The following is a 24,519-nucleotide window of genomic DNA, read 5'->3' as shown; positions in this document are numbered from 1 at the left end:
TTTTAGCTTACCTCAGGGCTGAAGCAGTTTGATTTCACCAGGATGACGCAGGAGTATGGTGTAACGATGCCCTGATTTGTGCAGCCAGCCCCGCGCTTCTATGGTTTTACCTAGATAGCTTTGCCAATCCGGAAACAAATCAGCATATTGATGGGCAATTTGCACCGCCACTTGTGGAGAAAACTGTAAGTAAGTGTTTTTATGGTTATGCTTGATGACGGTAATCTGACCGGTGATACGTTTCCAGCCTTGACTGTTATCCGGGTTAATATCGCCATAAGCCAACGGCGCATAAGTGGGATCGGCCCAGATGCCGAGTCGAGCCTGTTCGGCACTTTGTTGGGCAGCCAACAAGGCCGCAGTATGTTTAAGATTGGGTGGAAAGATGCTGACGCTGGCCAAACCGGCTTTGACCAGTTCCAAGTTGATAAAGCGCTGATCAGCACTATAGACATAGGCTAATTGCCGGCCATATTTATCTTGTACCTCGACATCGGTTTCCAGGCTGACGGTTTGCTGTTCCAGCCGTTGTAACCAGTGCTTGGCCTGTTCGCCGCCGGACTGGGCCGGCTTGCCTCTGCCGGCCACTTCCGGGGTATTGATACCCAGGAAACGGACTTTCTGACCGTTGTTGAGTAGAATGGTATCGCCGTCATAGACTTTTTGCACCTGATAAGTGGTAGCTGCTGCGTGGGCCGACATGGGCCACAGCACCAGCAGCAGTATTAAGCGGATTATGATTTTCGGCATGTTTCCTCCTATTGCTTAGCCTTTCCACTCATGAATCATCAACACATCATAACCGCTACCCAACATTGGCTGACAAGCTTTATTATTGCTTATGAAATCTGTCCGTTTGCCCGGCATGTGCATGAACATGATGCGATTCGTTACCGGGTGCTGGACAGCGCTGATGTGGCTGATTGCCTAGCCGAGCTGATAGCAGAGTGCCAGCATCTTGATACAGAACCGGCAACCGAAACGACTTTAGTCATTTTTAGTGCGATTTGTCGGGATTTTGATGATTTTCTGGATGTAACGGCACTGGCGGAACAGTTAATGGTGGATTTGGGCTATGAAGGTATTTATCAATTGGCCAGCTTTCATCCTGACTATTGTTTTGGCGGAGCCGAGCCGGATGATGCCGCTAATGCCACCAATCGTTCGCCTTACCCAATGCTGCATCTGATTCGCGAAGCCAGCATTGAACTGGCTTTGCAAAATTATCCTAACCCGGAGCAGATTCCCGAACGCAATATTGCTTTGTGCCGAGAGCTGGGACTGACGCGTATCCAAGCTTTGTTGGCACAGAGTAGCCGCTAAGTATTCCTAATCACTGTTTGGTTGCTAATTGCGGATTCCGCTAAGACCACATCCTGACAACTTCCAGGATAGACAAAATATTTACCAGTTTTCCCGAAATAAATCATCCATGAACAAATCGTCGATTTCCGGCTGCACCGGGATACGATAAGTTTTCAACCATCTTTTTAGATGATTGGGGTCTTGGAACACGCTAATATCTTTGGTTAAAGTCCGCACATCACGTTGAAGTTGGGCAATATCGCGACGCAGATATTGCAGCAGTTGCTGGGGAGTCAGACCGGCATAAGGCGGCAGTTGCAATTGCATTTTAAAAGGCACACTGATTTGCTCAACTTCCTGCTCCAGTTCGGCCAGTTGCTGCTTGAGAATTTTATTGAAGCTTTTGAGTTTGTCTTCACCGATATTGTTGAGATGGTGCTGATCGATCTGTGCTACCTCTATTTGCAATTCCAGCAGGCCGAGTAAATCTTTTTTGGCGTAGGCAGCATTGACACGCTGCATGATCACGGTTTTGCGCTCCCGCTCCTGTTCATCCTGTTCTCGATCAGGGTGGAGAACGGAACTTAATTTGCGGTAAATATCCCGAATGGAAAGCTTGAGATTTTGCTGTTCTTGTTCTTGCCTGGCTTTCTGTTTGGAGGGTTTGGCAGTGTGCGCGCCGCCCTGTTCGGCTTCAGCCTGAAGTTTTTCCAGGGTTTCGCGGATTTTTTCCGGTGAGGAGGCATCCAGCTCATCGCCCAGATCGACTCCGTACATATCCTGGGCCATGTTTTTCAGAACCTGAGCAGCAAATTCATCGGATTCTTGTAGCATTTCATCGAAATCAACATCGCTGTATTTATCGTGCAGGGCTTTTATCTCAGGATTATCGTCATGTTCCAGTAAATCGGCGGTGATTTCCACCACGATATGGCTGATTTTTTGTTTGTCGAGCTTTTTGAACAGTTTATTCTGATAGGCTTGATCCAGAATCATGACTATTTCCAGGCGTTTTTGATTGTAACTATCGCGCACCTGTTCATACTCGCTGCTAACGATGCGATTGTAATCAGGAATAAAAGCCTGCCAATCCTGCAAGGCGGCTTTTTGCGCGGCAATTTTACCAATCAAGGTATTGAACAGTTTTTGAGCTTTAGACTGCGCGGTTTTGGCAGCCGCTTGCTTAATTTTAATAGGGGCTTGTTTGGCGAAGGTCATGACGGCGGGATGTCAAAGCAGTCTGGGTATGGTTAGGATTATACCATTTTGATAGGTTTAGTTGGCGCATAACCTATCCACATTTATTGACAAGCTTGTCAGCAATCAATTTTACTGTTAGATTCTGGACAATAATAACAAGGAGGTTTTATATGGCTAAAACCAATCAACCCACAATTCCCTTAAAAATCTACCGATTTTATTTTGACACCGGTGAAAAAATTCATCTGCCGGAATATTCAGGCTCAGCTTGGCGAGGCGCATTTGGTCACGCACTAAAACGCACAGTTTGTGTAGTGCGCAACACTCCATGTCAACAATGTTTGTTAAAAAATGCCTGTGCTTACAGCTATATTTTTGAAACTCCGCCTCCCGCCAACACCGAAAAAATGCGCAAATATAACGCCACCCCACATCCAGTGGTATTGCGTTTAACGCAGGGTAGCACCAAGATCAATGACTATTACCAGCTAGATACGGTATTGTTTGGACATGGGCAACGCTATTTTCCTTATATCATTCATGCCTTACAAACAGCAGGGATGAATGGAATAGGTGGGCACCGGCAAATATTCAAACTAGTCCGAATTGCCGAGATTGGACTAGATGATCAAGAAAAATTGGTTTATGAGCGGGGGGAACTATTAGCGCAATCACCTGCCAGCAGTCCTAATGTCCCTGCCATGCCGAATCGGATTGAAATTAGTTTTAATAGCCCGATTCGAATCCAGCAAAACAGCAAAAATGTGGCAGATGCCGGATTTACTTTCGCGGCATTTTTTGGTGCCCTATTACGGCGGATTTCCCTAATCAGTTATTTTCATACCGACAATCCGCTGGACACCGATTTTGCCGGCTTAGTTGTGCGCGCCAAAACCGTCCAGTTCAGCAGTCAAAACTTAAACTGGTACGACTGGACACGTTATTCCTCACGCCAGCAAACGGAGATGCAAATGGGCGGAGTAATCGGAACCGTCGAACTGGACCTGCATGATCTGGAAGAATTTTGGCCCTATCTGTGGTTGGGGCAATTTACTCATGTTGGTAAAGGTACGATGATGGGCATGGGTGCCTATACCATTAAACCGACAAGCTTGCCAGCCCATGAATCGGCAACAAAATCGCTGATAATGCCAACATGACAACTAAACCCCATTCCATACTGCTGGCAGTTACCGGACTAACGCCTCAAGTGGTAACAGAAACCCTGTTTGCACTCTATCAGCAAGGCGCAACCTTGCCTGAGCAAATTCATATTCTCACCACCGCAGAAGGTTCTCAACGCGCCCAATTAACCTTATTAAATGATGGCTGGCTGGCGCGGCTCTACAGCGATTATCAATTACCGCCGGTAAATTTCAGCATTGCCGACATACATGTTCTGGAAAATAGCAACGGTGAGTATTTAACCGACATCCGCAGCCAAACCGATAATCAAGCTATGGCTGATTGTATTACCGAATGGATTAGAACTCTGACCGCAAATCCAGATACTGCTTTGCATGTTTCGATTGCAGGTGGCCGCAAAACCATGGGTTTTTATGCCGGTTACGCATTATCACTATATGGCCGACCACAAGACCGTTTAAGTCATGTGCTGGTTACACCAGAATACGAATCGCATCCGCAGTTTTACTACCCTACCCCCTACTCGCAAGTCATTTATGCAAATGACCCTACACGCAAGCCACTGGACACCCAAAACGCCGAAGTCATGCTGGCCGACATTGCCTTCGTACGACTGCGGCATGGCCTGGATAACGCCCTGCTGGACGGCAAAAGCAGTTTTAGCGCCTCGGTTGCCAAAGCCCAACAGGCCCTTGGCCCGGCAAGTTTACGCGTGAACAGTCATGCCCATGCCCTGGTGGCTCATGGCGTAACCATCAAACTAAGCCCCGCTGATCTGGCATTTTATCTATGGTTGCTTAATCGCCAACACCAAAGCAAGGCAGCCCCCACCTGCCCCTGCGAAGGCGCACCAGAACCTGAATACGCCGCAGCATACTTAATGCAATATTTGTCCTTGAACAACACAACAGGCGGGGTAGATCGAACCCTGATCAACCTGAAAGATGGCATGAGCAAAAGCTTTTTTGAACAGCGAAAATCCCGTATCAATAAAACACTGGAAACTACTTTGGGGCCAGCAGCCAGTGCGTATTTGATCAAGGCTGAAGGTAAACGACCTAAAACTAGTTACCGGATAGGCTTAATAGCAGAACAGATTGAATTTGATAAGGAGAACAGAGGATGAGTATTACCCCATTGCTGGAACAATCCAGCCGTATCGCCCTAGCTGCGTTTTTACATGACTTGGGGAAATTTGCTGAACGCGGCAAAATTTCTAATGACGTAGATACTATCGAAAGTAATAAGCATCTTTATTGTCCCACGCAAAAAAAATTTACAGACGACAAATATGTCCGCTTTACCCATGTCCATGCCGCCTATACCGGTTTGGCAATGGATGTGATAGAAGCGTATATGCCTGACTTAACCGGCATAGATTTTGCGCCGTTCGGTTCATGGAAGACCAAAGAAGCAGACGATTCGTTTATCAACGCCGCCGCCATGCACCATAAGCCGCAAACTTTTCTGCAATGGATAATAGCCACAGCCGACCGGGTGGCATCCGGTTTTGATCGGGAAGAGTTTGAACAATACAACCAAGCCGAAGAAGGCACAGAAACCGGCAAGAATCATTACACAGCCAGACAACTCAGCCTGTTTGAACAAATCCACAAAACCGGGAATAACGCGCAATCGTTTATATACCGCTATCCACTGAAAGCACTTGCCCCGCTGCATATTTTTCCGGCTAAAGCAGCTGATTGTGAAGGCAACGACAAGCAGCAAGCCCAGCAGGAATATTTAAACTTATGGCAAAGTTTTACAGATGCGATAAAACAGATACCCGCTTCGCATCGAAACAACTGGTCGTTATGGCTGGATCACTTTGAAACCTTATGGGGCGTATTTACCCAAGCCATCCCTTCAGCAACGGCATTTAACGTGCGCCCGGATGTTTCTTTGTACGATCATTCTCGTGTGACAGCCGCACTGGCAACCGCTTTATGGCGCTATCATCACGAACGCGGCGAAACTGGTGAAGCAACTGCCCACGCATTAAAAGATCAGCAACAAAGTTGGACAGAAGCCAAATTTTTACTGATACAGGGCGACTTTTTCGGCATCCAAGACTTTATTTTTGCCAGCGGCGGCGAAACCAATAAACGCGCAGCCAAATTATTACGTGGACGTTCGTTTTATGTATCACTGCTTTGTGAATGCGCAGCCTTAAAAGTGCTGGATGCGCTGGATTTACCGGCTACCAGTCAGGTAATCAACGCCGCCGGTAAATTTACCATTGTCGCCCCCAATACGGAGAGCGCCAAAACAATTTTAGGACAAATCCGCAAGGAGCTGGATGACTGGTTTTTAAAACACAGCTGGGGCCAGGCCGGCGTCGGCTTGGCCTGGACTGAAGCCGCCTGTAATGATTTCCGCCGCAAAAACAACAGCGAATCAACTGAAAAGCTTAGCCCATATCGAAAACTAATTAATAAACTGATAGCAGAAATGGAGCTTATTAAATATCAGCGCTTTAATCTATGCGCTGAAGCGCCGCTGGTATTCAATACATTTCTGGACAGTTTCGACAACACCAAAGGCGTCTGTAAAATTGATGGCCGCTCGCCGGCGCAATTGGCAGTTGAAGAAATATTTATCAGTAAGCTTGCCCATGATCAGCTGAAAATAGGCGAATGGTTAACCCGCCATAAACGCATCCTGATTACCCGCAACACCCTGAATCTGAACAGCGAATTAAACATACCAATGTTTGGTTATTGCATCAGTTTTACCGGCGATGAAGATGAAAAAGGCAAATTCGGTGCGGAAGCTAAAAGCGGCAATCTGCTCAGAGCCTGGGACTTTAGCTTGCCGGAATCAGGTGAACAGCCCTTATGGAACGGCTACGCACGGCGTAACATCAACGCTTATGTGCCTATCGCCGACCAAAAGGATCTTACGGAAGAAGCTTGGGGTAAATATGTCAATATTGAAGAACCATTGGAAATTGACGCAACCAAAACCCTAAATCATTTGGCTTGCAGTGACCGTACACGGCTGGAAAAAGACCAATGGCAAGGTATCAGCGCCCTTTCCACATTAAAAGGCGATGTCGATAACTTAGGCCTCATCTTTCAAACCGGACTTGGCAATGATGTTAGTTTCAGTAAAACAGCGGCATTATCCCGACAAATCAATAATTTTTTCACCGTCTATCTGCCCTGGTTATGTAAAACCGAATATCAAGACACATACACCGTGTTTGCCGGTGGCGACGATTTCTTTTTAATCGGCCCCTGGTTTTCACAAATTAAACTGGCCGAGAAAATGCGACAAGCTTTTCAACACTTTGTGGCGGAAAATTCTGAAGTACACTTCTCTGCAGGCATCAGCACTACCAAGCCCGGCTTGCCAATTAAGCAATTAGCTGAATTGGCAGAAACTGCGCTGGAACAGGCCAAAGCGCATAATCCAGAGAATAAGGAAACTCTGCCTAAAAATGCGGTTACCTGTTTTAAGCAGCAAATGTCGTGGGATAAATTTATAGAGCAATTAACTCTGTTACTACCAAAATTACAGGAATTAAATAAAGAAATTAATTTAAGTACCGGATACGTTTATGGCATGCTTAACCTGATCGAAATGGCGGAAAAAGTTGATGAAAAGCCTGAAAAGGCAATATGGTATAGTTATTTTGCATATCGCACAGCTAGGATGCTAGAGAAAAAAAAACAGCTTACCGAAAAACAACGAAAATCTTATCAGGCTGAATTAGCAAAAGAAATTGCCAATGCCGGGATTAAAAAACATGGTGGTAATTACCGAGTAAGTTTGTTTTGCTATCTTTATCAAAAAAGAGATTAAGCAACCTATAAACGCATATTTTTAGTTTAATGATTTAGGAGAATCTTTTATGGCGACAGTACCACAACAACGATATGGTAATGCTTATCGGGGCGGACATGATGAGAAGCCTGAGCCGCTTGATACATCAAAAATTAGGTTTAAAGACATCCATGCTGACTTATTCGATAGCGTGGCTCAAAAAGTGGCTGAAACCATCGCTGATAACAGGAAATCGAATAAGCCTACTCAATTACGCCGTTTTTACAATGAAATTGTGATGTGGGAAAACAAAGCAAGTTTGCAACCAGATAGGTTCGATGAATATTTACCTTTCATTCGTATGATTAACGCAAAAGCAGCTTATGCAAAAGGCAGAACCCTGATAGACGATAATTTTGTCAAATTATTACATGATAGTCTTGATCAAGTTGATAGCGTAAAAACCTTACAGATTTTCAAATTGTTTATGGAAGCCTTTATGGGCTTTTACAAAGAAAAAAGACCAAAAGACTAGGAGAACCCTGATGCAACTTACTAATATTCAAAAGATAACCGGTAAAATTGAAATCCTTAGCGGTTTACATATCGGTAGTGGCAATACTGAAATTCATATCGGCGGTACCGATAACCCGGTGATCAAGAATCCAATTACTCAACAACCTTATATTCCAGGTTCCAGTATAAAAGGCAAAATGCGTAGCTTGCTGGAATGGCAGTTAGGTGTAGTCGGGCAAACAGAAGGTCAGCCCTTAAGTTTTAAACATATTGATGGACTGGACAGCAGGATCCAGATAAAGGCCAAAGACTTGCTAAAACTATTTGGTGGTGCGCCAGATAACAACATTAATAGCCAATTGTTGAAAGAAATTGGTCCAAGTCGTTTAGCGTTTTGGGATTGTAGTCTTGATCCGAAATGGGTACAAATGATGACTAACGACAAAACTTTGCCGCTGACTGAAACCAAAATGGAAAATACCATAGATCGCATTAAAGGCACTGCAGAAAATCCGCGCAATACCGAACGGGTTCCTGCAACCGCCAAATTTGATTTTAATTTGACCCTACGGGTGCATGACAACGAAAATCTGCTGGACAGCATTTTGACCGGATTAAAGCTGCTGGAACTCACCGGATTAGGCGGCTCTGGCTCACGCGGCTACGGCAAAATTATTTTCCGAGAACTGAAGCTGGATGATGAAGACATCCAAACCAGACTTACCAACTTGAAACTGCATGAGGCCGCCTGATGCAACCCATACGCCAAATTTATTACGATGCCCCCAGCACGATAGAAATACCTATAGAGCTGCAACATAAAACTGTGGAAGTGATTCTCTGGCCGCTAGATAAAACCGAAAGCCAACCACGACCTGAAACTGACGCCAATGGCTGGCCGCTGGGATTTTTTGCAGCAACCGCCGGCTGTCTGGCTGGCGACCCTATTGAGCGTGCACCGCAAGGCGATTATGAAAACCGCCTGGAGTTGGAATGAGTTTTTTACTGGATACCAATGTCTGCGTGGTTTATCTTAATCAACCGGACTCTAAAGTCGGCAAACAGTTACTCAGCCGCCACCCACATGATATTGCGGTTTGCTCGGTGGTGAAGTCCGAATTGTTTTATGGCGCTATGAAAAGCCAACGCCCGCAACAAACCCTGGAGAAACAACAGATTTTTTTATCTGCGTTTCATTCCTTGCCGTTTGACGATACAGCTGCGCTGATATTTGGACAAATTCGTGCTGATCTGTATCGACAGGGCAAACCCATAGGGCCTTATGACCTGCAAATTGCGGCAATAGCGTTAGCCAATAATCTGACTTTAGTTACACACAACACCAATGAATTTTCGCGGATTAATGGCTTACAATTGGATGATTGGGAGTTATAAATGGAAACGTACCAAATAATCATCAGCTTGCAATCTGCTTTTGCCACCCTACTCAAGGGAGATACCCTGTTTGGTCAATTATGCTGGGCCATCCGCAATCGGTTTGGTGAAAATCAATTGCATCAGGCCCTAGATGGCTATGTAAATAATCAACCGTTTGCCGTGGTGTCCGACGCCTTTCCGGAAAACTATTTACCCTTGCCCAAATTACCCAGCAATTATTTCATTTTACCGGAGGGCGAAGATCACAAAAGCCTGAAAAAACGCACTTTTCTACCTGAAAATGATTTTCAAAAACCTGTACAGGAATGGCTGCAACACGCAGTAAACCCCAAAAGCATTATTAACACCTTAACAGAACAGCAAAATTCACTTATCCATTTCAACAGCCTTAGCGAATTTCATCCACAAGCGCATAACACCATCAACCGCCAGACCAACACCACCGGCCCAACAGGTTTTGCCCCTTACAGTGTAGAGCAAGAATGGTTTATTCCCGGCTTACGCTGGACAATCTACCTATTGCTGGATACCACGCGCGTAAACGTAGCAGATTGCCGGCAATGCCTAACAGACATCGGCAGCTTTGGGTATGGCAAAGATGCCAGCATCGGTATGGGGAAATTTAAAATTGATGATTTTCAAACAATCCAGTTACCCGCACAGCCAGATGCCAACGCCAGCTTAACGCTAAGCCCCTGCGCACCACAAGGTTTAGACTTTGACGACAAGCATAGCTATTATCAAATTTTTACCCGTTTTGGCCGACATGGCGACATGGCCGCTCAACAGGACGGCAAACCTTTCAAAAACCCGATCTTACTGGCTAATACCGCTGCCGTGTTCGGCGTGGCCCCACCACAATCCGGTTTTATCGGTCAAGGCATAGGCGGCAATGCTCAATTATCCAAAACCCTGCCGACCACGGTGCATCAGGGCTATGCCCCGGTTATGGGGATTAAACTGAATCCCAAGGAAAGTTTATGACCTATTTTTTGCAGAATTACACACTCCACTACACGCCGCTGTCCCCGATTCACATCGGCACTGGCGATAGTTATGAGCCGACTAATTATGTGATAGACGACCAATGTCTATACGAGTTTGACAGTGGCGGCGCTCTGGCGGCTTTAGACGCAACCGCCCGACAGGAATTAGAAAAAATCGTCAGCGGCAAATCCGACGATATACTCAAAGCTGTGCAGGCATTTTTTTACCGGCAGCGTGAAGCCCTAAAACCCTGGGCCAAAAATACCTTACCGGTATTGGATGGGGTGACCAAACTCTATGCAGCCCGAGTCGGCCAAACGGCGAATAAACAAGGCAACGGCGTTCAAATTATCAATAAACTGGAGATAGGCCGCACCGCTTACAACCCCGTGACCAGTCGACCAGTGTTATTCGGCTCCGCCATCAAAGGCGCCTTAAGAACTGCTTTATTAAACGCTGCAAATCAAAACCAGCCGTTGTCAGATAACGCAACTAATTGGTTTAAAATTGATAAATTGGAAAAATTCGAACGTAAAAAATACGAAAAAGAACAAAATAAGCTTTTCCCCCAGCTTAACCAGAAATTATTTAGCAAATTTGAACAAGATCCCCTACGTTTGGTACAAATCAGCGATGCGGCCTGGTGCAGCCAGGATAACTTACCCAGCGCCCAAGTGCAGTTCAGCGTTAATCGTAAAAAAGAACTTAAAAGGGATAAAAACGGCACTGAACTATACAGTAATGCGGAGAAGCAAAATCTTTCTAAATTACTCGAATGCCTACCGGCATGGCGTTACCGGGCGTTTTGCGGCCAGCTTAATCTGCAACAGATCAATATCACCGGACACAACCAGAAGCAACCCAGCGCTGACTTACGCTACACAATCTCGCAAATTGCCAAAACATGCAGCAGTTTTTATTTACCCATTTTGAAAAACGAAATAAAAATACTGCGCGAGCGCGGTTTTTTAGACGATGCTTGGGATAACAGCATTCAGGCGCTACTATCGACAATGGCTATTAAAATGCAGAAAGGCGAAGTGTTTTTATTAAGGGTGGGCCGCCATTCCGGCGCAGAATCGATCACCCTAAACGGCGTACGCCACATCAAAATCATGAAAGGCACACCAGAATATCAGCCTCAAACCAAAACCTTATGGCTGGCCGCCGACCAGCCTCAACAACGCAACGGCTTATTGCCGTTCGGCTGGGTACTGGTAGAGATCTCACCCGGTGATGCCTCTGCTCCAGATTGGACGGAATTAGCTGAATTGTGCGAGCAGCATACTGCTGACGCGCGGCTGTGGGCGGAAAAATTGGCCGCCCACATATCGGATCTGGCTGAAAAACGCGTAACGGCGGCAGATAAGCGCCAACGGGAAGAATCAGAACGATTGGAACGTATAGCAGAAGAAAAGGCAGATGCGGAAAAGAAACGCATTGAAGCACAGGCCGAGCAACGGCGACTTGCCATAATGAGCGACGAACAAAGGCAAATTGAAGTATTAAGACAACTGTTAAGCCAAAAGCAAAACAGCAAAGTGCGCGAACAAATCGGTGGGCCGCTTTATACGGCTTTACGCGCACTGGTGACAAAAGCCAGCGATTGGCCAGATGAAGCTAAAGCCGAGTTATTGGTAGTGGCTAAATTACTTCTTGACTACATTGGGGCGGCAAAAAATGCCAAGGCCAAGGAATTACTCAAAAACTTGTAACTTTGAAAAGAAGTTGGGACAAACACCATATACCATGACCCCTACCATACTCATTTGCACTGTTGGCGGCAGCCATCAGCCCATCGTCAGCGCCATTAACGAAGTACGGCCTGATCATGTGGTGTTTATCTGCACCGATAAAGACCTGGCCAGTGGTCAGCCGGGTTCGAAAGTGCAAATTATCGGCGTGGGTAACTGTATTAAGGCGCAATTTACCGATGCCAAACCCACTTTACCGAATATCCCCACCCAAACCGGATTAAACACAGATCAATACCAAGTTTGCATCAGCATAGCGGACGATCTTGACGCTATCTATCAAACTTGTACCGTCGAATTGCAAACCTTGGCCCAGCGTTTTCCAGGGGCCCATATCATCGCCGACTACACAGGCGGCACTAAATCCATGAGCGCCGGGCTGGTAATGGCGGCACTGGAATGGCCGGAAGTCAAGCTGCAACTGGTCACCGGCAGCCGTGCCGATTTAATTAAAGTTTACGACGGTTCCCAATACAGTGCGCAGGCCAACAGCTCCCAAATCCGGTTTGAGCGACAGATAGCACCGTTTCGGCAGGCCTGGTCGCGTTACGCCTACAGCGAAGCCTATGAAGGCTTGCGGCAAATTACTGCGCCAACCAGCCCAAAGTTACGTAGCCAATATACCCGTTTTCGTGAACTGAGCCGAGCTTTTGCCGAATGGGATAATTTTAATCATCCAATGGCCTTGGATATATTGCAAAAACAGGCCGGTACTTTAAATAATGAGCAAAGGCGCTATATTGGCTGCGCAACGCGGCTTAACGATCTAAACGCCACAAAACAAACCGCAGCCCGATTGCTGGACTTATACCTTAATGCCCAGCGCCGTGCCGCGCAAGGCCGTTATGACGATGCCATCGCCCGGATTTACCGTTTGCTGGAGTGGACTGCGCAATGGCTGTTACTTAGCCAGACCGGTATCGAAACCGCAAACGTGCCGGCAGAGCAGATACCAGCCGGTTTGAGTTTAACCCAAAATAGGGAGGGGCAATGGCAGGCCGCACTTCACAATGCCTGGCAACTGGTGGCGATAAAAACTGATGGGCCGGCGACTGCCTTTTTTAATACCCAAAAGGAAAATCTGCTTCACCACCTCCAAACTCGAAATAGTTCCATATTGGCGCACGGTTTTGCTCCCATCAACCGTCAGGCTTGGGAATCTGTCAATACCTGGATAGAACAGTGCTTTTTACCCGTGTTACTGGCCGAAGCCAAGCAGGCCGGTATCCCCCAATTGCCGCCACAATTACCAAATAATGATGGCCTAAACTTAGTAACCGGTTAACAGAGATGCCTATTACTACCCAGTTAATCCTGATTTCTGAACAACCGATACCTAATCTAACGCCCTTGCTGGATAAGGAACTGCGCCCGGCTAAAGTGATTATGCTGGTCAGCGATAAAATGCAGGCCCAGGCCAATGCTCTGCAAAACATTCTGAAACCCAAAGGCATACAAGTGGAACGCTATCGGGTTACCGACCCCCTCAACATAGAAGCCATGCAGAATCTGATATTGGATATACTGGATGCCTATAAACCCGGTGAAATTGCCTTAAACGCAACCGGGGGGACCAAACCGATGGCAATTGCGGCCTACGATGTGTTTAGAGAATTTAAGCATCCAGTATTTTATGTCCAAGATCAGTTAATCTGGCTATACCCAAAAAATAAACCTCAAGCATTGGCCCAACACCTCAAACTTAAAGACTACCTTTCCGCTTACGGCGCAGATTTGATTAATATGCCCGATCACACTGGCGTCATTGCACCAGTCCACAAATTAACCGAAACTTTGGTGAATAATATGGGCATTTATGCAAATGAACTGGGTACCCTTAATTACCTGGCACTAAAGGCCAAAAACCAGCAACTATGCGTTGAAATCGAAGATGGGCCACAAGCAAGACCACATTTGTGGGACATATTTGATATTTTTGCAGCAGCAGGTTTATGCACAATAAATGGTCACCGATTAACTTTTAGCAATGAAACAGCACGCTTTACGGCTAATGGCGGCTGGCTGGAAAGTTATGCTTATGGCTTATGCTTAAAACTAAAAAAATCCAAAGGTATACAAGATATTGCAAATAACATTACCATTGAGAGGCAATCAGCCTCAGCTAATCCAGTTAAAAATGAAATTGATATCGGCTTAATTTATGCTAATAGCCTGCATATTATTGAGTGTAAAACCAAACGATTTAAAGAGAATAATGATACTGACATTTTATATAAACTGGACAGCTTGCGGGACTTAATGGGCGGCCTGCAAAGCAAGGCCATGCTGGTTAGTTTTAACCGGTTGGAAAAATCCAGTCTAGCCCGTGCCAAAGAACTTAAAATTGAGCTATGCTGTCACAGCGAATTACGCAATTTACACCAACACCTAGAACATTGGCTAAGTAAAAAAGATAACTTTTAAAAAATGAAAAATCCTGTCAACCCAGCATGTAATATATTGATAAAAAAGGAGAAAAAATGCAAAGCTATTTAAACAAATGACCTTATTAAGAAGGGATTAAGACCAACATTGACCGCAATACCCACTGCAACATAACATTTAAACAAATGACCTTATTAAGAAGGGATTAAGACAACCATGCTTTGATGGTTTCGCCGCTTAAATTTAAACAAATGACCTTATTAAGAAGGGATTAAGACAGTTGATTGATCGGCTTAAGTAAAATTATTATTTAAACAAATGACCTTATTAAGAAGGGATTAAGACCGGATCCATTATAGAGATGGTTGACAATGAATATATTTAAACAAATGACCTTATTAAGAAGGGATTAAGACGTAGCACAGAACTTCTTTTCCGTAGGTGCTAATTTAAACAAATGACCTTATTAAGAAGGGATTAAGACCCCTAGCTAGTTGCTTATCCGCGAGTTTCTGTAATATTTAACCTGAATCCGTGTTCAGGCTCGCATAATAACGCATAAGCCAATGATAAATAAGGTATAATATAGACTTTCTGTGTTCACCCAATTTGATTATGGCACGTTTTAAGCTAAAAGAATCCAAGAAGGAACTGACTTCCTATGCCGGGCTGTCGTTAATCGGCCAATGCCTGGAAGCCATCAATGTCGAAGCGGTGGTGGATGGACAAATTCCGGTATCCCAAGGGATTAAGACCTCTGATTTATTGAAAACGATGGTCGGTCTGTTATGTATAGGCAAAAGCGATTTCGAAGCAGTTGAACCGTTTCGTGAGGATCGTTTTTTCAAGAAAGCATTGGATGTACGCAAGGTTCCTGGCAGTGTCTGGCTGCGGCAACGGCTTGATCGTATCAGCGGTAAGCTACTGGAACCGTTGGACGAATGTTCGATTCGACTCATTGAGCGAATACAAGCCCCGATCACACCCCATAAAGGTTACGTCTGCCTGGATTTGGATACCTTCGTCATGGATCAGAGTGGCACCAAGAAGGAAGAGGTCAGCCGAACCTATCAAGGTGTGGATGGTTATACGCCGGTTGCGGCGTATATAGGCAATGAGGGCTGGTGTGTCGGCTTGGAGTTACGCCCCGGTCGCTGGCATTCATCGCTGGAGATTGATTATTTTTTAGAGCGGCTATTTCCTCGCGTTGAGCGTTTGGTTGCACCGACTTTACCGGTACTGCTTCGCAAAGATTCAGGGTTTGATAGCGCCAAGCTGTTGTTTGCCATCGCCGATGAGAAAGTGCGCTGGGCGGCTATGGATCGGTGCTTTGACTACTTGGTCAAATGGAATCCCAGAAAACAGGACAAAACAGCTTGGGTCGAAAAAGCACAAGCAGCCGGAGCCTTTGTTGAAAAACGACCCGGTAAACGGGAAGCGTTAATGACGTTGATCGTAGAACGCGCCTGGAAAAAACAGATTCGTCATTTCAGACTGGTCATACGGGTCATTGAGCGCACCACGAATAAACATGGACAGATGCTGTTGTTGCCGGAGGTAGAACTGGAAGGTTGGTGGACAAGTCTGGAGGAAGCGGAGGAAATGGTCATTGAACGCTATCGCGATCACGGTACACATGAGCAATTCCATTCGGAATTCAAAACCGACCTGGATTTGGAGCGGTTACCCTCAGGTAAGTTTGAGACCAACGACTGCCTGTTGAGAATGGGCATGCTGGCCTATAACTGCTTGCGGCTGATTGGTCAACTGGGCTTGACGGGTCACTTGGCACCGATACGCCATCCTGCAAAACGTCGGCGGTTACGAACCGTGCTGCAAGAAGTCATGTATCGAGCCGCTCAGGTCATCCATAAGGCCCGGCAATGGTGGCTTGATTTGGGGCACGATTCGCCAGTCGCTAAAGTATTCGCTTTTTTGCAGGAGCGATTGGTGGTACAGCCTGGCTTTGCATCGGGATAATCCTGGGAAACAGAAACGGAAACGCAAGGTTTGAGCTGATTCTCAGGATTGAGAAGAGGATTGCTTGTCTGGATGTCTGGTTTTTCACTCGTGGAGAGCGGCAAAGCCGGAGAAACGTGGGATTTTTACCGTCAGGGGGTTGATGGGCGGCAGTTAAGCTGTGATGGGGGAACGTTATTTTTTAAAAAAAGCGTAAAAAACGCAGTGGCTACCCCGTAAACCCAAAGGAACACGGATTCAGGTTTAAACAAATGACCTTATTAAGAAGGGATTAAGACCCATGCATCGTCAGCCATTGGACAATGAGCCGGGATTTAAACAAATGACCTTATTAAGAAGGGATTAAGACCGGTAAACTTTATAGTATCTTGTAACATGATGTGTTATTTAAACAAATGACCTTATTAAGAAGGGATTAAGACATCATATCATCACGACTATTAAATTTACGCTGTTTATTTAAACAAATGACCTTATTAAGAAGGGATTAAGACGGATACAAAACGTATCCACTTTCATACTTTTGCTATTTAAACAAATGACCTTATTAAGAAGGGATTAAGACGCTACTACGCTATCAAGGTTGTGGAACTTGCATTTAAACAAATGACCTTATTAAGAAGGGATTAAGACTCCACTTCCCTTGTAATAGCACTGAGGATCATTTCAATTTAAACAAATGACCTTATTAAGAAGGGATTAAGACCAAATCTGATTTTTTAATAGTGAGTGTTGCCATTATTTAAACAAATGACCTTATTAAGAAGGGATTAAGACTGGCCAACATTGACCGCAATGCGCACTACCAAATATAATTTAAACAAATGACCTTATTAAGAAGGGATTAAGACTTCAGGTAGTTTTTTAATCGCGGTCAAGTTTGAATTTAAACAAATGACCTTATTAAGAAGGGATTAAGACATCCATTTCCCCTTTAGTCAGTTCATCGCTTGTTATTTAAACAAATGACCTTATTAAGAAGGGATTAAGACAAGCCACTATTTCAAAATTAACCTGAGGGTATTATTTAAACAAATGACCTTATTAAGAAGGGATTAAGACGACTCATGCATAACATGGGCCAAATCTGATTTTTTAATTTAAACAAATGACCTTATTAAGAAGGGATTAAGACACCCATTGAGACATTAGCATGGCTGTCAATGTGTATTTAAACAAATGACCTTATTAAGAAGGGATTAAGACGCAATAAGATGGCAATGAGCTTTCCACGCTCACATTTAAACAAATGACCTTATTAAGAAGGGATTAAGACGCACCATCCATTGTTCCATCTACAAGATCATTTAAACAAATGACCTTATTAAGAAGGGATTAAGACTTGCCTAGCTCTTCTAAAGTAGCTAACATCAGTTATTTAAACAAATGACCTTATTAAGAAGGGATTAAGACTCCACTTCCCTCGTGATGGCAGCCAAGATCATCTATTTAAACAAATGACCTTATTAAGAAGGGATTAAGACGTATCTTCACATCATCTTCGGGGATGGAAAGCTATTTAAACAAATGACCTTATTAAGAAGGGATTAAGACCTAAATAGCCAATGAATTCTTCGTTTATGGGTATTTAAACAAATGACCTTATTAAGAAGGGATTAAGACCGAGAAGGGAAAAAGAGTTTCCGCTCCAGCCAATAATTTAAACAAATGACCTTATTAAGAAGGGATTAAGACATTCGTCAACTAATTGACGAATGGTCATTTTTTTATTTAAACAAATGACCTTATTAAGAAGGGATTAAGACCATGTGTCCAACTGCATTGTAAATATAAATTTCATTTAAACAAATGACCTTATTAAGAAGGGATTAAGACAATTACTATTAAAATTGGGGTCACTAAATTGTGCGATTTAAACAAATGACCTTATTAAGAAGGGATTAAGACCGATTCGTTGAGTTCAATTATACTAGCTCAAAAAATTTAAACAAATGACCTTATTAAGAAGGGATTAAGACCCTGCTACTTTGCAGGCACGGTGAACGGAAGATAATTTAAACAAATGACCTTATTAAGAAGGGATTAAGACTGCCATGTTAATTTCCTTTCAAGGTTGGTGTGGTATTTAAACAAATGACCTTATTAAGAAGGGATTAAGACTTAAGCGACGACCCCTTATTTATCTCTACTTTAATTTAAACAAATGACCTTATTAAGAAGGGATTAAGACCATGATCTTCTCCTGTTTAGTTTTAAATTATGAATTTAAACAAATGACCTTATTAAGAAGGGATTAAGACACATATATATTTTCCATTGTTTTTCACCTTTTATTTAAACAAATGACCTTATTAAGAAGGGATTAAGACATTGTTGAAGTTGCTGTGTAGTAGGTGATTGAGTAATTTAAACAAATGACCTTATTAAGAAGGGATTAAGACTGGTATCAGAGGGTTTGCTTATGCTGAATCAAATTTAAACAAATGACCTTATTAAGAAGGGATTAAGACTACTGCAGATAGTTATTCCAGATGGAATAGTTTGGATTTAAACAAATGACCTTATTAAGAAGGGATTAAGACCCAATCCAGGATGTCCGGCTGAAGCTCTCGCTTTGCGATTTAAACAAATGACCTTATTAAGAAGGGATTAAGACCTAAATACGGTTTACATTGTCTGCCGCTAACTGTTATTTAAACAAATGACCTTATTAAGAAGGGATTAAGACGTCCAGGATTTCTTCTTCAATACTTCTCATAAACATTTAAACAAATGACCTTATTAAGAAGGGATTAAGACCTTATCTTCAATTGGTACATTAGGTCGTATTTATTTAAACAAATGACCTTATTAAGAAGGGATTAAGACCTCTCTAACAGAGAATGCATACAGCGGCTGTATATTTAAACAAATGACCTTATTAAGAAGGGATTAAGACACATATATGTTTTCCATGACTCTCTCTCTCTTTTTTATTTAAACAAATGACCTTATTAAGAAGGGATTAAGACGAACTCAATATCGTCAGGCAGGTTTTTTTCTATTTAAACAAATGACCTTATTAAGAAGGGATTAAGACGAGTTTTCATGTTTTTCCCCTTATGCTAAATAAATTTAAACAAATGACCTTATTAAGAAGGGATTAAGACCTCATACTGAGAATAGCGAGTGTCAGTGCTTATTTATTTAAACAAATGACCTTATTAAGAAGGGATTAAGACCGTAATTAGCGGGTGATTCGTCGTTTATTGTTATTTAAACAAATGACCTTATTAAGAAGGGATTAAGACCGCGTGTTGGCAGCGTGACGAACGTAATCGCCATTTAAACAAATGACCTTATTAAGAAGGGATTAAGACTAATTTCAGCGCACAAATTTGTCCGGTCTGAGATTTAAACAAATGACCTTATTAAGAAGGGATTAAGACTTTATATCCATCATTTCAAGCGCTTCAGCGTCCAAATTTAAACAAATGACCTTATTAAGAAGGGATTAAGACTGATATTAATATCAAAATCAGCAACAAAATCGATTTAAACAAATGACCTTATTAAGAAGGGATTAAGACGAATTTTGCTTCGTATTCTATTGCTTCAGCCGCCATTTAAACAAATGACCTTATTAAGAAGGGATTAAGACAAAGCAGCTTCTTCCAGTTTCGCGTCTTCCAAGCATTTAAACAAATGACCTTATTAAGAAGGGATTAAGACACAAAATAGCATGTGCTCGGTGTATGTTTAAATTTAAACAAATGACCTTATTAAGAAGGGATTAAGACGGATAAATTCTCAGCATCAACAACAGCTTGAGCAGATTTAAACAAATGACCTTATTAAGAAGGGATTAAGACAGATGGACGCATACAGTCAACTAAAACCGCAGTTATTTAAACAAATGACCTTATTAAGAAGGGATTAAGACTTCATTTTAATCCCCTAATATAAGTTGAAGTTTTATTTAAACAAATGACCTTATTAAGAAGGGATTAAGACTCATTTTTAGAGTGAATATCAACTACCTCTGTAGATTTAAACAAATGACCTTATTAAGAAGGGATTAAGACTGCTTTTACGGTAAGTTTTCTCAAAACCTTAATATTTAAACAAATGACTTTATTAAGAAGCGATCAAATCAACCGCTCTTGCCAAACTATTCCTGCACAGTACCGCTAAGGTTGACAAGCTTGCGAACTACTGACTTGCGTTGACATTGCGAGTATGTTGTATCCCATGACTAATCGGCAATTATATTTAGCAGCTTACGATATTTCCTGCAATCGGCGTTTGCGTAAAGCGCTTTATGTATTGCGAAGCTATGCGTCAGGCGGTCAGAAGTCTGTATTTGAATGCTTTTTAAGTGCAGCGGAAAAAGCTGATTTACTGGATGCTATTGCCGAAGTTATTAACCCTGAAGAAGATCGTTTTATTTTGCTGGAATTGCAAGGTGCCAAGTATGTCCGTACTTTGGGAAAGGCGGTGTTACCTCAGGATGGTTCGTTTTTTTATGTGGGATAGTTTATGGGCTGTTTATATCTGGATAGAAAAAACTTGGCTTTGAAGCTGGATGGCCAGGCATTGGCTTTGTATGAGGATGGTGACAAAAAAGGTACCGTGCCTTTGCATTTACTGGATAGAGTGGTGATGCGGGGTAATGTGCAGATGGAAAGTCGAATATTGGGCGCTTTGTCGGAACGTAATATTGGTTTATTGGTGCTTTCTGGACGTAATACTGAAGCAACTGCCATACTGTCTAGCCGGTCGCATGGGGATACCATAAGGCGTTTAGGTCAATATAAGTTGAGTATGGCTGATGAATTGCGAGTGCCGCTGGCGCGTTGGCTGGTATTGGTTAAAATACGCGGCCAGCAGCGTTTATTGCGAGAAGCATTGGCGAGACGTGCGGATTTGCGCTTGCCGCTGAAGTCTGCACTGGATACTTTAAGCCACATTATAGGTCAGTTGCGGGAAGATGGTTTTGTGGTGTCACTAGCTAGTTTACGCGGATATGAGGGAGCTGCGGCTGCGGCTTTTTTTGGTGGTTATCAACATTTATTCGCCGGTTCGTTAAATTTTAATGGCCGAAAAAAGCGACCGCCGCCTGATCCGGTTAATGTGTGTTTGTCACTGGGCTATACCTTGCTGCATTACGATGCAGTCAGAGCGTGCCATATTGTAGGTTTGGACTCCATGCTAGGATTTTTTCATGATCTGAGTTTTGGCCGGGAGTCTTTGGCTTGTGATTTGATGGAGCCGTTGAGGCCTGTCGTGGATGGCTGGGTCTGGCACTTATTCCGGGAACGACAGTTAAGGGTAGAACATTTTAGTGATGATAATGGCCGGTGTTTGTTAAATAAAGCCGGAAGGCAGATTTTTTATGCCTATTATGAATCGCAGGCAGCCCCTGCGCGGCGATTGTTACGGCGCTATGCTTATGCACTGGCTAAACGTTATGTTCTGGTTTATGAGGCGGCTGATGCGGCCCTTGTATCTTGAGGGTTGCTCCGGTGGATGCCGGGTGGTGCTGGATGATCCGGCGTTAAGGATAGTGGTGGCGGGTAAGGCAGATCAGTTGTTTCCACTGCCGCGAATTTCGCGAGTGGTGTGCAAAGGGATGGTGGAATGGTCTATGTCGGCTTTACTGGCATGTGCGGATGCCGGCATTAATTTGCTGTTTTTGGAAGCTAATGGTGAGGTGCGGGCACGCTGGCTAGGGCCTGGAGGTGAACGACAATTTTTGGCACAGCGTTTACTGGATTTACTGACACGGGCAGATGGTATCGAACTTTATGGCAACTGGTATTTGTCTATGGAAAAGCTGGCGGTGCGCAGCTTTGCAAGACGGATAGGCATGGCGGATTGGCGGGAGGTTACAGTAATGGAGTTACGGGGCTTGCTGCTGTTAAATTTATCAGCAGATGATAAGCAGGCTGCGAATTTACTGGAAAGCTTTTTGCATAGTGAGTTATTAATTTGGTTGGCCGATGCGGGATTTACCCATCATGAGTCATTACTGGGTGAAAGCTTAAATTTGGCGGCTGATTTTAGCCGGCTGCTGGCGTGGGATTTTTATGTACTGTTATTAATGCGCGGTGGCGATGGCGTACTGACTATGCCGGAATTGGCTGAAATGTTTGAGCTGCGTTCCGAACGGCTTTATACACTGTTTAGAAGCACATTAAGCAAATTACAGCAATTTTTACTGGCGATTAGCTAATGGCTGACAGTGAGTATGGCCTGTATTTGATTGCTTATGATATTGCTAATCCCCGGCGCTTGGGAAAGGTGCATAGGCTGTTAAAAAAACAGGGCTTACCTGTGCAATATTCGGTTTTTACGGTAGTCATGAAGCGGCGTAGACTGTTGGGCTTGCTGGATAATATTGGCAGTTTGATTGCGGTTAAGGAGGATGATGTGCGTTGTTATCGTTTGCCGAGTCGGGCGGCTTGTGTGATGCTGGGACGCCAATATTTTCCTGAGGATGTGCTGTTGTTCAGCAGGGGTGTTAATTTGCTGTTTACCGGCAGTTAGGTGGTTTAGTGTCGTTTGGATGAATTGATTGGACAATAGCTGAAGGAGAAGTGATGCCAGACCTTATCATCCAGCGCCAGCCACAAACCAGCGATACAACAGATTGAATTCGAGGTACTCCACCAACTGTCTTTGGGAATCCGTTGTTCCAATGTCCGATAGCTAAAGAGTTTGTCTTGGGTGATGTCTGCGCTGCGCATAAAATCATTCCGTTGGAATATATAACAAATGCTTGGGCGATTATAAACTCTTTAGCGCTATGATTTCATACAACTTGCCGGGCAAATAAAATCGACAGCCTGTTAATTCTTATTTGATGGCTTTAGGATGATTAATCTCAATAGTTTTATTAATTTGTAGGTGTGTTTTTCTGTTATGAGTGAAAACAAATACGAAAATAAATAAAGAATAATTGAAACAACTGCAAAATACAAATAAGCCATTAATGATGGTTGTTGGAATGATTTTATGTCCAGATATTTTTCTACTAAGGCAACCACTAGAAACATTAATGGATAATGGATCAAATATAATGAATATGAAAAAGAAGCTAATTTCTCGTTTAAGCGATCCAACCACAGCGGGGTTTCCAACCTATAACAACTAGCCAAGGCTAATAAATAGGCCACCCCCAATCCGGAAGCTCTGGCGAATTGAATATACGCAGGCTCCTGTGCAACTACATTATAAACATTATGACTAAGCCGAGAAACCACAAGTACAACTAAAAAAACCCCAACGCCAAAAACGGGATGGGGCTTAGGCAAATTGGAGCCTGCGTAATAAAAAGTCGCAACACCAAGTAACCACACCGGCAGCGATAGATAAATTGAATTGGGCAAAAAAACCAGCAATAAAGCCAACAAAAATAAAGAAATATAGCGGGTCAATCCACTATAAAACAAAATACCAATGGCAAATGCCCATATACAATAGAACCACCACTCATAGGCCAAACTCCATAAAGGATGATTATTACCAAAAACATCTACGATAATGTTTTGTAGCATTGCCAAATTTCCTAAAAGGGTCAATATATCAGTATGACCGCTTACTTCTCCACTCAATTGAAAATAAGTTACCATATGATATATGACTACACCAATCAAAAGGGTGGGAATATACACTATATATATTCTTGAAAATCTATGAATAAAATAATCCTTCAAGCCTAGCGACGCGCCTACTCTAAATTTCTCTAATGTTAAGCCCCCAACCAGCAATCCGCTCACCACAAAAAAAATCGTGACGGCTTCTGAAGCTAAACCAGTAAAAAAATAAAAAGCTTTATCGATTAAATTAGGCTGCGCTACATCTTTTAAATCTGCGAAAACCAAATGACGTACATGTCCAACCAAAACAAGCAATGCAGCAATCCAGCGTGAAGCATTTAAGATAGAAGAAAAACCCTTATTCACTAACCCTCCTGGTGTTTTTTAAAAAAAGCAACTACTCAGCACAAATTTTTATAATGCATTTTAACCAATTACTTTGCTTCGAATCATGCACTGCACTAGGTTTTGCACATCACACTACTTTTTGTTTTGTAAAAAGATAATTGGATACTGAGTAGTTACCAAAATATTACCTT

At 43.4% G+C, this 24,519-nt stretch carries 20 protein-coding genes and 2 CRISPR repeat arrays; of the genes, 17 read left to right on the top strand and 3 right to left on the bottom strand.

Features of this window, described 5'->3' with window-relative positions; genetic code table 11:
* Nucleotides 1-12: 12 nt before the first annotated feature.
* Nucleotides 13-750, bottom strand: a complete 738-nt coding sequence (locus tag KEF85_RS03520; RefSeq protein ID WP_215583346.1) for a thermonuclease family protein — start codon at nucleotides 748-750, stop codon at nucleotides 13-15.
* A 30-nt stretch (nucleotides 751-780) separates the two neighbouring features.
* Here KEF85_RS03520 and KEF85_RS03515 point away from each other — a divergent pair, with 30 nt between their 5' ends.
* Nucleotides 781-1,323 carry a DUF1415 domain-containing protein gene (locus tag KEF85_RS03515; RefSeq protein WP_215583345.1) on the top strand — a complete coding sequence of 181 codons (543 nt, stop codon included), beginning with the start codon at nucleotides 781-783 and terminating at the stop codon, nucleotides 1,321-1,323.
* Nucleotides 1,324-1,404: 81 nt separating this feature from the next.
* Here KEF85_RS03515 and KEF85_RS03510 read toward each other — a convergent pair whose 3' ends face one another.
* A complete protein-coding gene (locus KEF85_RS03510; protein ID WP_215583344.1) occupies nucleotides 1,405-2,523 on the bottom strand; it encodes a J domain-containing protein in 1,119 nt (372 codons plus the stop codon).
* Between the two features lie 152 nt (nucleotides 2,524-2,675).
* Between KEF85_RS03510 and cas6 the strand changes: the two genes are divergently transcribed.
* The 16 genes from cas6 to cas2 (KEF85_RS03430) all read left to right on the top strand — a co-directional run bounded on the left by cas6 (nucleotide 2,676) and on the right by cas2 (KEF85_RS03430) (nucleotide 22,928).
* On the top strand, nucleotides 2,676-3,665 hold the full coding sequence (gene cas6, locus KEF85_RS03505) for a CRISPR system precrRNA processing endoribonuclease RAMP protein Cas6 (RefSeq protein ID WP_215583343.1): 990 nt from the start codon (nucleotides 2,676-2,678) through the stop codon (nucleotides 3,663-3,665).
* Nucleotides 3,662-4,777 (top strand): CRISPR-associated ring nuclease Csm6, encoded by a 1,116-nt coding sequence (csm6, locus tag KEF85_RS03500; protein ID WP_215583342.1) that lies wholly within the window; start codon nucleotides 3,662-3,664, stop codon nucleotides 4,775-4,777. The genes cas6 and csm6 overlap by 4 nt, the downstream gene beginning before the upstream one ends.
* A complete protein-coding gene (cas10, locus tag KEF85_RS03495; RefSeq protein WP_215583341.1) occupies nucleotides 4,774-7,458 on the top strand; it encodes a type III-A CRISPR-associated protein Cas10/Csm1 in 2,685 nt (894 codons plus the stop codon). The genes csm6 and cas10 overlap by 4 nt, the downstream gene beginning before the upstream one ends.
* A gap of 49 nt (nucleotides 7,459-7,507) precedes the next feature.
* Nucleotides 7,508-7,954, top strand: a complete 447-nt coding sequence (csm2, locus tag KEF85_RS03490) for a type III-A CRISPR-associated protein Csm2 (protein ID WP_215583340.1) — start codon at nucleotides 7,508-7,510, stop codon at nucleotides 7,952-7,954.
* A gap of 10 nt (nucleotides 7,955-7,964) precedes the next feature.
* The gene (csm3, locus tag KEF85_RS03485; RefSeq protein WP_215583339.1) at nucleotides 7,965-8,687 is read left to right on the top strand and encodes a type III-A CRISPR-associated RAMP protein Csm3; all 723 of its coding nucleotides are present in this window, start codon (nucleotides 7,965-7,967) and stop codon (nucleotides 8,685-8,687) included.
* The gene (locus tag KEF85_RS03480; protein WP_215583338.1) at nucleotides 8,687-8,932 is read left to right on the top strand and encodes a hypothetical protein; all 246 of its coding nucleotides are present in this window, start codon (nucleotides 8,687-8,689) and stop codon (nucleotides 8,930-8,932) included. Before csm3 ends, KEF85_RS03480 begins: the two co-directional genes overlap by 1 nt.
* Nucleotides 8,929-9,330, top strand: a complete 402-nt coding sequence (gene vapC, locus KEF85_RS03475) for a type II toxin-antitoxin system tRNA(fMet)-specific endonuclease VapC (protein ID WP_215583337.1) — start codon at nucleotides 8,929-8,931, stop codon at nucleotides 9,328-9,330. The genes KEF85_RS03480 and vapC overlap by 4 nt, the downstream gene beginning before the upstream one ends.
* Entirely contained in the window at nucleotides 9,331-10,317 is a 987-nt protein-coding gene (csm4, locus tag KEF85_RS03470; RefSeq protein ID WP_215583336.1) for a type III-A CRISPR-associated RAMP protein Csm4, read from the top strand.
* Nucleotides 10,314-12,035, top strand: a complete 1,722-nt coding sequence (locus tag KEF85_RS03465; RefSeq protein ID WP_215583335.1) for an RAMP superfamily CRISPR-associated protein — start codon at nucleotides 10,314-10,316, stop codon at nucleotides 12,033-12,035. Before csm4 ends, KEF85_RS03465 begins: the two co-directional genes overlap by 4 nt.
* 34 nt (nucleotides 12,036-12,069) lie before the next feature.
* A complete protein-coding gene (locus KEF85_RS03460) occupies nucleotides 12,070-13,359 on the top strand; it encodes a TIGR02710 family CRISPR-associated CARF protein (protein ID WP_215583334.1) in 1,290 nt (429 codons plus the stop codon).
* Nucleotides 13,360-13,364: 5 nt separating this feature from the next.
* A complete protein-coding gene (locus tag KEF85_RS03455) occupies nucleotides 13,365-14,498 on the top strand; it encodes a Card1-like endonuclease domain-containing protein (RefSeq protein WP_215583333.1) in 1,134 nt (377 codons plus the stop codon).
* A gap of 66 nt (nucleotides 14,499-14,564) precedes the next feature.
* Nucleotides 14,565-14,943: direct repeats of the CRISPR family, unit length 37 nt; unit sequence ATTTAAACAAATGACCTTATTAAGAAGGGATTAAGAC.
* 131 nt (nucleotides 14,944-15,074) lie between these two features.
* A complete protein-coding gene (locus KEF85_RS03450) occupies nucleotides 15,075-16,439 on the top strand; it encodes an IS1380 family transposase (protein WP_215580090.1) in 1,365 nt (454 codons plus the stop codon).
* Between the two features lie 241 nt (nucleotides 16,440-16,680).
* Nucleotides 16,681-20,534: direct repeats of the CRISPR family, unit length 37 nt; unit sequence ATTTAAACAAATGACCTTATTAAGAAGGGATTAAGAC.
* 96 nt (nucleotides 20,535-20,630) lie between these two features.
* The gene (gene cas2 / locus KEF85_RS03445; RefSeq protein ID WP_215583332.1) at nucleotides 20,631-20,915 is read left to right on the top strand and encodes a CRISPR-associated endonuclease Cas2; all 285 of its coding nucleotides are present in this window, start codon (nucleotides 20,631-20,633) and stop codon (nucleotides 20,913-20,915) included.
* Nucleotides 20,916-20,918: 3 nt separating this feature from the next.
* Complete coding sequence (cas1, locus tag KEF85_RS03440; protein WP_215583331.1) at nucleotides 20,919-21,893, top strand: CRISPR-associated endonuclease Cas1; 975 nt, start codon at nucleotides 20,919-20,921, stop codon at nucleotides 21,891-21,893.
* Entirely contained in the window at nucleotides 21,874-22,614 is a 741-nt protein-coding gene (locus tag KEF85_RS03435) for a CRISPR-associated endonuclease Cas1 (RefSeq protein ID WP_215583330.1), read from the top strand. The genes cas1 and KEF85_RS03435 overlap by 20 nt, the downstream gene beginning before the upstream one ends.
* Nucleotides 22,614-22,928 (top strand): CRISPR-associated endonuclease Cas2, encoded by a 315-nt coding sequence (gene cas2 / locus KEF85_RS03430; protein ID WP_215583329.1) that lies wholly within the window; start codon nucleotides 22,614-22,616, stop codon nucleotides 22,926-22,928. The genes KEF85_RS03435 and cas2 (KEF85_RS03430) overlap by 1 nt, the downstream gene beginning before the upstream one ends.
* Before the next feature lie 302 nt (nucleotides 22,929-23,230).
* Here cas2 (KEF85_RS03430) and KEF85_RS03425 read toward each other — a convergent pair whose 3' ends face one another.
* On the bottom strand, nucleotides 23,231-24,346 hold the full coding sequence (locus tag KEF85_RS03425; protein WP_215583328.1) for an acyltransferase family protein: 1,116 nt from the start codon (nucleotides 24,344-24,346) through the stop codon (nucleotides 23,231-23,233).
* Nucleotides 24,347-24,519 lie beyond the last annotated feature (173 nt).

It is taken from the genome of Methylomonas paludis, assembly GCF_018734325.1.
GTDB classification, from domain to species: Bacteria; Pseudomonadota; Gammaproteobacteria; order Methylococcales; family Methylomonadaceae; genus Methylomonas; species Methylomonas paludis.
Note: the sequence above shows the minus strand (reverse complement) of the source record. Positions and strands in the feature narration are given on the sequence as shown.